We start from the raw sequence: 237 nt of genomic DNA on the forward strand, positions 1-237 counted from the left end.
GACCACTTCCAGTGCGGCATCGAGCACCGATTCCACCAGCGGCTCGCGCACCTTGGCCCAGTACTGGGCGCAGGCGAAGATGATGAAGGCGTGGGTGTAGAGGTCTGTGCGCTTGTCCAGCGGCTGCCCGGCGGGGTCGATGCTGTAGAACCAGCCGCCGTGTTCGGCATCATGGACATGCCGTTGCAGGGAGCGGAACAGCGCGGCCGCGCGCTCTTCAGCCAAGGCGGCACCGGG

Annotated in this window: 1 protein-coding gene; it reads right to left on the reverse strand. The window is 67.1% G+C overall.

What is annotated here, in order from left to right:
* On the reverse strand, positions 1 to 237 hold a 237-nt coding region (locus AC0IYH_RS33900), incomplete at both ends, for an AGE family epimerase/isomerase (protein WP_471838856.1).

The sequence above is a fragment of the Pseudomonas sp. AC463 genome, assembly GCF_979253585.1.